At 74.6% G+C, this 6,118-nt stretch carries 4 protein-coding genes and 1 pseudogene; all 5 read left to right on the forward strand.

All coding sequences use genetic code 11. From position 1 onward, the window contains the following. The coding region (locus HUX53_RS33940; RefSeq protein ID WP_176407369.1) for a glucose-6-phosphate isomerase at positions 1-1,409 on the forward strand (1,409 nt) is incomplete at its 5' end. Between the two features lie 130 nt (positions 1,410-1,539). Further along, positions 1,540-3,234: a phosphoheptose isomerase gene (locus HUX53_RS33945; protein ID WP_176407370.1), complete on the forward strand. Its 1,695-nt coding sequence runs from the start codon at positions 1,540-1,542 to the stop codon at positions 3,232-3,234. Positions 3,235-3,391: 157 nt separating this feature from the next. After that, positions 3,392-4,918, forward strand: a complete 1,527-nt coding sequence (zwf, locus tag HUX53_RS33950; RefSeq protein ID WP_309237559.1) for a glucose-6-phosphate dehydrogenase — start codon at positions 3,392-3,394, stop codon at positions 4,916-4,918. Then, positions 4,918-5,934: a glucose-6-phosphate dehydrogenase assembly protein OpcA gene (locus tag HUX53_RS33955; protein ID WP_176407371.1), complete on the forward strand. Its 1,017-nt coding sequence runs from the start codon at positions 4,918-4,920 to the stop codon at positions 5,932-5,934. Before zwf ends, HUX53_RS33955 begins: the two co-directional genes overlap by 1 nt. Continuing rightward, a pseudogene (locus HUX53_RS33960) lies at positions 5,931-6,118 on the forward strand (hypothetical protein); the annotation flags it as partial. The gene HUX53_RS33955 and the pseudogene HUX53_RS33960, both read left to right, overlap by 4 nt.

Raw genomic sequence — 6,118 nt, forward strand, 5'->3', positions numbered from 1 at the left:
CCGCCGGCCTCGACCGGATCGTGCTGGCCGCCTCGGGCGGCGCGGCGCTCGCCGCCGAGGCGATCTGCCGCACGGCGGGCGCCGAGCTGACCGTCCTCGACACCACCGACCCGCACGAGGTGTCGGGCGTCCTCGCCGGCGACCTGGACCGGACGCTCGTGGTCGTGGTGGGCGACGGCGTCGAGGCCGAATCGCTGCGCCGCGTGTTCGGGCGCGCGTTCTCCGACGCGGGGCTGGGCGGCGCCGAGCTGGCGCGGCGGTTCGCCGTCGTGGCCGAGGAGGGCTCCGAGCTCGCGCGCGCCGCGGAGGACGTCGGCCACCACTTCATCCCGGCCGAACCCGGCGTCGACGACCGGTTCGGCGCGCTCGGGGCCCGCTCGCTGGTTCCTGCGGCACTCGCGGGCGTGGACGTCGGCGCCCTGCTGGACGAGGCGTCGCGGCTCGCCGCAGCGCTGCGGCAGCCCTACGACAACCCGGCGCTGGCGCTGGGCGCGGCCCTCGGCTCCTCGGCGCTCGGCGTCCGCGACAAGCTCGTGATCGCCGACCACGGCTCCGGCCTCGCCGGGTTCGCCCGGTGGGCGGAGCAGCTGGTCGCCGGGGCGCTGGGCAAGGCCGGCAAGGGCCTGCTGCCGGTCGTGGTCGAGGACGTCGACGCGCCCGGCTTCGAGCTGGCCGACGACCTGCGGCGGGTCATCCTCGGCCGCCGGCCGGACGAGCCGGGCCCCGGCCGCGAGGCGGGGATCAGCGTCGCGGGCCCGCTCGGCGCGCAGTTCCTGCTGTGGGAGTACGCGGTCGCGGTGGCGGCCCGGGTGATCGGCGTGAACCCGTTCGACGAGCCGGACACCGGCGAGTCGCGGGCGAGCACGGCCGCGCTGCTGCGCTCGGAGGAGGGCACGGCGCCCACGGTCGTGCGGCGGCCGCCGGAGCTGGTCGAGGGCGCGGTCGAGGTGCACGCCCCGCAGGACGCGCTGCGCGGCGCGCGGACGCTCACCGAGGCGCTGGAGGCGGTCCTCGCGGACGTCCCGGACGGCGGGTACCTCGCGGTGCTCGCCTACCTGGACCGCGCCGGCGGCGCGGCGGCGGCCGCGCTGCGCCCGCTGCTCGCCGCGCGGGGCGCCGCGGTTCGCAGGCGCCCGGCGCCGGTCACGTTCGGGTGGGGGCCGCGCTACCTGCACACCGCCGGCCAGTACCACAAGGGCGGGCCGCTGAACGGGGCGTTCCTGCAGATCACCGGCGCGGTCACCGGCGACGTGCCGGTGCCGGGGCGGCCCTACAGCCTGGGCGAGCTGCAGCTCGCCCAGGCGTTCGGCGACCTGCGGGTGCTGCGCTCGCTGGGCGGCCCGGCCGTCCGGCTGCACCTGCGCGACCGCGCCGAGGGGCTCGCGCAACTCGCCGCGGCGCTCAACTAGACCGGCCCGCTAGACCGGCCCGTCCGGACGCACCGCGACCGGGCGAATCCGGGACGCGAGCAAAGAAGATCAATGGAGATGGTCGCGAATGCCCGTTCTCTCCTGAAACGATGGGGGGCAGGAGGGAACGGTGTCCGGATTCGACGTATTGACGCGCGGTGACGTGCTGGACTCGGCGCTGCGGGCGAGGGACTACCTCGTGAGCTGCGGCGTCCCCGGCGCGCTGGCCGCGAAGGACCCGCGGCTGTGGGGGCGGCGCGCGGTGGACCACAGCCGGCTGGGCTGGCTCGACCTGCCGTTCGCCTCCCGCGGGCTGCTGAACCAGGTGAACGGCCTGGTGGCCGAGGCGCGCCAGTCGGGCCTCGACCACATCGTGCTGATCGGCGTCGGGGCGGAGAGCCTCGCCGCGCAGGCGATCGTGGAGGCGCACGCGCCCGCGCTGGCCGGCGCGGGCGGCCCGCCCGGCGAGACCGGCGGCGGGGCCGGGGCCGAGCTGACCGTGCTGGACGGCGGCGACACCGCGGCGCTGGCGTTCGCGATGGAGCGGCTCGACCGGACGCTGGTCGTGCTGGCCAGCAAGGCGGGCGTGTCGCTGGAGGGCGACGCCTACCGGCGGATCTTCGCGGAGGCGTTCCGCGAGCGCGGCCTGTCGGAGCGGGAGATCGCGGGCCGGTTCCTGGTCATCACCGACCACGGCAGCCCGCTGCACGACTTCGCCCGGCAGTGCGGCTACCGGATCGGGCTGACCGACCCCTACCTGCCGGGGCACTACGGCGCGCTGTCGGCGTACGGGCTCGTCCCGGCGGTGCTGGCGGGCGCGGACGCGGACCGGCTGCTGGACGAGGCGGCGTCCCTGGTGCCGTCGCTGGCCAAGGACGAGGACAACCCGGGCCTGCTGCTCGGCGCGGTCATCGGCGGCTGCGCGCAGCAGGAGCCGGGCGGCCTCGCCCGCGACAAGGTGCTGCTGCGCGAGCCCGGCGGGCCGGGCGCGCTGAGCGCGTGGATCTCCCAGCTGCTCGCGGTCGGCACCGGCAAGCGGGGCCGCGGCGTGCTGGCGTTCGAGCCGTCCGGCGGGCGCGGCGGCTTCCCCGACGTGCACGGCGTGTCGATCAACCCGAAGTCGGCGGCGCAGGACGACTCCGACACCTCGGTGTGGGCGCCGCTCGGCGCGCAGTTCCTGCTGTGGGAGTACGCGACGGCGGTCGCCGGCTGGCTGCTCGGGGTGAACCCGTTCGAGGCCGGCAGCACGGTCGTGCAGGAGGCGGAGGACGACGCCGCGTCGCTGCTGCGCACCGCGTCCTCGGGTTCGCTGACGGCGGAGAAGCCGGTGTACGTCGAGGACGGCATCGAGGTGCACGCCGACTTCCCGTGGCCGCCGGGCGCGGAGCTGCAGACCGTCCTCGGCGGGCTGGTCGCCTCGGTGCCGAACGACGGCTACCTGTCGGTGATGACCTATCTGTCGGGTGACTTCTCCGGGCGGTACCTGGCGCCGTCGCTGGCGCGCGGGTCAGGGCGTCCCGTCGCCTACGGGCCCGGCCCCGGCTACCCGCACGCGACCGGCCCGGTGCACAAGGACGGCCCCGGCAACGGCGCGTTCCTCATCATCACCGGCGACCCGGCGCCGGGCGACGCGCTCGCCGGGCACCCCGTCCCCGGCCGCCCCTACAGCCTGGCGCAGCTGCGGCTGGCGCGCGCCCTCGGCGAGCTGCGGGCGCTGCGGGAGCGGCGGCTGCCGGTCATCCGGCTGCACCTGCGCGACCCGATCGAGGGCGCCGGGAAGCTGACCGAGGCGGTCCGCGCGGTGGCGGGGGCGCGACGGCCGTGACCCCGCACGGGGAATGATCGATCGGGCATAGGCGTATACCTGTGGGTGACGGGGAAAGTCGTCCGCCCGTGCCCGGAATTCGGGCCCGCGAGACGAGTTGGGGCAGGATGCTTGCAGTAGTGAGACGAGAAGGCGCAGTCCGATCAGAGGGGGCCACGTGACCAACCCAGCCAATCCGCTCCGCGATCCGCGGGACAAGCGGCTGCCGCGGGTGGCCGGGCCGTGCGTGCTCGTGCTGTTCGGTGTCACCGGGGACCTGTCCCGCAAGAAGCTGCTGCCGGCGATCTACGACCTGGCGAACCGGGGGCTGCTGCCGCCGGGCTTCTCCCTGGTGGGCTTCGCGCGGCGGGACTGGGAGAACGAGGACTTCCGGCAGATCGCCTACGAGTCGGTCAAGGCGCACGCGCGGACCCCGTTCCGCGAGGACGTGTGGACGCACCTGTCGGAGGGCATGCACTTCGTCCCCGGCGAGTTCTCCGACCCGGGCGCGTTCGACGCGCTGTCGATGGCGGTGAAGGAGCTGGACGAGAGCCGCGGCACCGGCGGCAACTACGCCTTCTACCTGTCGATCCCGCCGAAGTTCTTCCCGCAGGTCGTCGAGCAGCTGCAGCGCAGCGGCCTCGCCGACCGCAAGGAGGGCGCCTGGCGCCGGGTGGTGATCGAGAAACCGTTCGGCCGCGACCTGAAGACCGCGGTGGAGCTGAACGACACCGTGCACCGCGTCTTCCCCGAGGAGTCGATCTTCCGGATCGACCACTACCTCGGCAAGGAGACGGTGCAGAACATCCTGGCGCTGCGGTTCGCCAACACGATGTTCGAGCCGATCTGGAACCGCTCGTTCGTCGACCACGTGCAGATCACGATGGCCGAGGACATCGGGATCGGCGGCCGGGCCGGCTACTACGACGGGATAGGCGCCGCCCGCGACGTCATCCAGAACCACCTGCTGCAGCTGCTGGCGCTGACCGCGATGGAGGAGCCCACCTCGTTCAGCGCGGAGGCCGTCCGCGCCGAGAAGGCCAAGATCCTGGCGTCGGTGCGGGTGCCCGGCGACATCGCCCAGGCCACCGCGCGCGGGCAGTACGCGGCGGGCTGGCAGGGCGGCGTGGACGTCCGGGGATACCTGCACGAGGACGGGATCCCGGCCGACTCGCGCACCGAGACCTACGCCGCGATCAAGCTGGAGATCCAGAACCGCCGCTGGGCGGGCGTCCCGTTCTACCTGCGCACCGGCAAGCGGCTCAGCCGCCGCGTGACCGAGGTCGCGATGGTGTTCCAGAAGGCGCCGCACCTGCCGTTCTCGGAGACCGACACCGAGGAGCTGGGGCAGAACGCGCTGGTGATGCGGGTGCAGCCGGACGAGGGCATCACCGTCCGGTTCGGCTCCAAGGTGCCCGGCACCTCGATGGAGATCCGCGACGTCAACATGGACTTCGCCTACGGCGAGTCGTTCACGGAGACCTCGCCGGAGGCGTACGAGCGGCTGCTGCTGGACGTGCTGATCGGCGACCCGCCGCTGTTCCCCCGGCAGGAGGAGGTCGAGCTGTCCTGGCGGATCCTCGACCCGATCACCGAGTACTGGGCGGGCCGCGGCGGCCTCGACCAGTACAAGTCCGGCGGCTACGGCCCGGACAGCGCCGACGAGCTGATGGCGCGGGACGGGCGCACCTGGAGGCGGCTCTAATGAACATCGATCTCACCGGGACCACCACCCGCAAGATCCAGGACGCGCTGACGCAGTCCCGGCACCTGATGGGCGGCCCGGCCGTCGGCATGGTCCTGACGCTGATCATCGTGACCGACGAGTCGGCGCAGTACGACGCGGTGCGCGCCGCGACGGAGGCGGCGCGCGAGCACCCGTGCCGGGTGCTGACCGTGATCTCCCGCGACCCGCGCGGCGGCTCGTCGCGGCTGGACGCCGAGATCCGGATGGGCGAGACCGGCCCGGGCGAGACCGTGCTGCTGCGCATGTACGGGCCGCTCGCCGAGCACGCCGACTCCGTCGTCGTCCCGCTGCTCATGCCGGACACGCCGGTCGTGACGTGGTGGCCGGGCGGCAAGGTGCCGAAGGTGCCGGCCAAGGACCCGCTGGGCGCCCTGGCGCAGCGCCGGGTCACCGACTCCTACGCGGCCCGCGACCGGCTCGGCACCCTCGCCCAGCTGACGCAGGGCTACCAGCCGGGCGACACCGACTTCACCTGGACGCGGCTGACGTCGTGGCGGTCGCTGCTGGCCGCCGCGCTCGACCAGGACCACGACGAGATCGTGTCGGGCGAGGTGACGGCCGAGCCGGACAGCCCGAGCGCGGAGCTGCTGGCGGCGTGGCTGTCGGTCCGGCTGGGCGTGCCGATGCAGCGGACCGTGTCGGAGGGGCCCGGGATCACCGGCGTCCGGCTGACGACGACCGGGGGCGACATCCAGATCCACCGCCCGGACGGCCGGGTCGCGACGCTGTGCCGGCCGGGCCAGCCGGACCGGCAGGTGTCGCTGCTGCGCCGCCCGATGCCCGAGCTGCTGGCCGAGGAGCTGCGCCGCCTCGACCCCGACGAGGTCTACCGCGACGCCGCCGCCCGGTTCGCCAAGGACCTCGCGCACGGCACGGCGACGCCCGGCGTCGCGAACGAGCCGGTGTCGGCGACCCCCGAGGCGGCGAAGACCGAGCCCGCCCGGCAGCACGCGGAAGAGCAGGAGGAGGCGTGAGCGCCCCGGAGGTCCTGGTCCACCGCGGCCAGGACCTGCTCGCCGCGGCCGCCGCGGCGCGGCTGGTCACCCGGATCGCCGACGCCCAGGCGGCGCGCGGACCGGCGGCTGTCTCCTATACCCATCTGCCGCCGCACACGCGGATGCACGAGGAACACACGCTGTTGACCGACAGACGAAAAAA

Source organism: Actinomadura sp. BRA 177 (assembly GCF_013372625.1).
GTDB lineage: Bacteria > Actinomycetota > Actinomycetes > Streptosporangiales > Streptosporangiaceae > Spirillospora.